The organism is Vibrio sp. 1S139 (assembly GCF_041439475.1).
GTDB lineage: Bacteria > Pseudomonadota > Gammaproteobacteria > Enterobacterales > Vibrionaceae > Vibrio > Vibrio crassostreae_C.
Genome location: NZ_JBGOOD010000151.1, coordinates 1 through 1,749, shown reverse-complemented (window position 1 = coordinate 1,749; position 1,749 = coordinate 1). Strand labels below are relative to the sequence as shown.

The following is a 1,749-nucleotide window of genomic DNA, read 5'->3' as shown; positions in this document are numbered from 1 at the left end:
TCAGTGGAAGTGGGGCCCGTTCTTATCGTGATATCGTCTGAAGGTGAGTTTATCGAGAGACTTGATACGATAAGAATGGGAGGTACTTTAAGGCGCTTTGGTTTATCCACTCTATCCACAGATTTTTAAAATTAGTAATAGAAAGAAAAGTACCGAATGTAAGTTATAAAATGGGGTATCTACTTTTCACCGCCGTAGTATCTATATATCTCAATAGTTAGTATCCATTTTGTGTGGATAACGTACAAAGCCAGCAAAACGCTCCCCATCGGAGAATTTTATCCACCGCAGACTGAAAATCAGTCGAAAAGAGAAACAATAGAGGTAAAGTCTAACTAATAGAGCGTGATGAAGGTCAAATTAAGTGGGCAGAGGGATGTACTAAAGCCGCTTCGAAGAAGCAAAAGGATGAAAAAGAAGGGAGATTAAGCCGCGAGGGTCTCGGGCGGTGAAGCGGTAGGAGAGAAGCCCAAATGTTTAAGGCGGGTATTCGCTGTCACCTCGAACTCTTGCTTACTCAGTATTCTGTCTAACCCTTCATCGAGCATTTTTTTAACAACGAGGCTCAACGCTCGTGAGCGATCATTGGTTTGTTGAACTTTTTGTCTGGTACTGGCTGCCCCAATCGCCTGGTTACGACGTTCAATGGTGCCTTCCCATAGGGTATTACGCAGTATGGCCAAGCGTGCAGGTAGACTCCCCGCTCCCTCTTGAATCGCAAGCTTATCCTCCGCTTCAAATTCTTGGCAAAGTTTCTTTCCAGCGGTTTCTCCGCCAACTAAAGTCCCGAAGTCATCCGTTAAGACATACACGTTGTTGAGATTGCGCTTTTGCCCATCACTTTTATCATGCACCAGGCCACCACGTGGGTCGGTCGCCAGGTTATCCCCAATAAAGGCATGACGAAGCAACCCACACTGGATAAGTAAGGAGAACCAACGAGAGACCGTGGATTGGCTTTTACCAATCACTTCGCCAATCTGTGACTGGGTGCCTCTTAGTGAGAACGAACGCGTGCTGAGACAAGTGTTGCAAATCATATAGAGCACTAAGTGATCGAAGGTTTGCGCCGCATCTTTACGATACAACACCGTGCTGCCTTGACGCTGCAACTGGTAGTATAGTCCACCATTAGCCCGAGCGCCGTGTTTTAACACCGCACGAAAGACATCGGCGAGGCCCGCTGGGAGCTTAGGGGGTTGGCCACTTTTCTTCCAGCGCTCAAGCGCATACTCAGGGCGATGATGGAACGCAACCAAAGCCGCTTCATAATCCGAGAGCGGTTGGGTGGCCTCCCCCATAGGGGTTTGCTTGGCTTTTTCGAGTTCGACCAAGAGCTCAGAGCGCTTTCGTGAACGCTTGCTTTCGCGTACATATCGCTGCTCTTCATGCTCGTTAGCCTTATCTTGCAGCGTTTGCTCTTCCTCTGGCGCGGGTCTCTCGCCCGACAAGACTTGATACGCTTCATCGGGATGATAAGGCGCGCCTTGCTCCACGGCAAAGGATACCGTGCTTGGCTTGGCCATTAGGGGCTCTGGCGCCCCCTGAAACACGGTTCGCTTAGCCATGTGAGATCTTAATCACAGGCGTAAACTCCGCGCGCTCGACCCCTTCAAGGACTTCAAAAGGGATAGCACCGAGCTTAGCCTGAGCGGCTTGCGCTTTTGCATTGTTGTCCGTCACATCTTGTCGGGTCACCCCCGAATGCTGAAAGGTGACGCTCATTGAAATGATCCCACGCAGGGCTTT

At 49.6% G+C, this 1,749-nt stretch carries 2 protein-coding genes; both read right to left on the bottom strand.

The window, feature by feature from the left end; genetic code table 11:
- Nucleotides 1–425: 425 nt before the first annotated feature.
- Nucleotides 426–1,526, bottom strand: coding sequence for a hypothetical protein (locus tag ACED46_RS21830; RefSeq protein ID WP_371722447.1), 1,101 nt, complete (start codon nt 1,524–1,526; stop codon nt 426–428).
- A gap of 34 nt (nt 1,527–1,560) precedes the next feature.
- Nucleotides 1,561–1,749 (bottom strand): AcaB family transcriptional regulator (locus ACED46_RS21825; protein WP_371722446.1); only part of this gene is annotated, 189 nt, incomplete at its 5' end.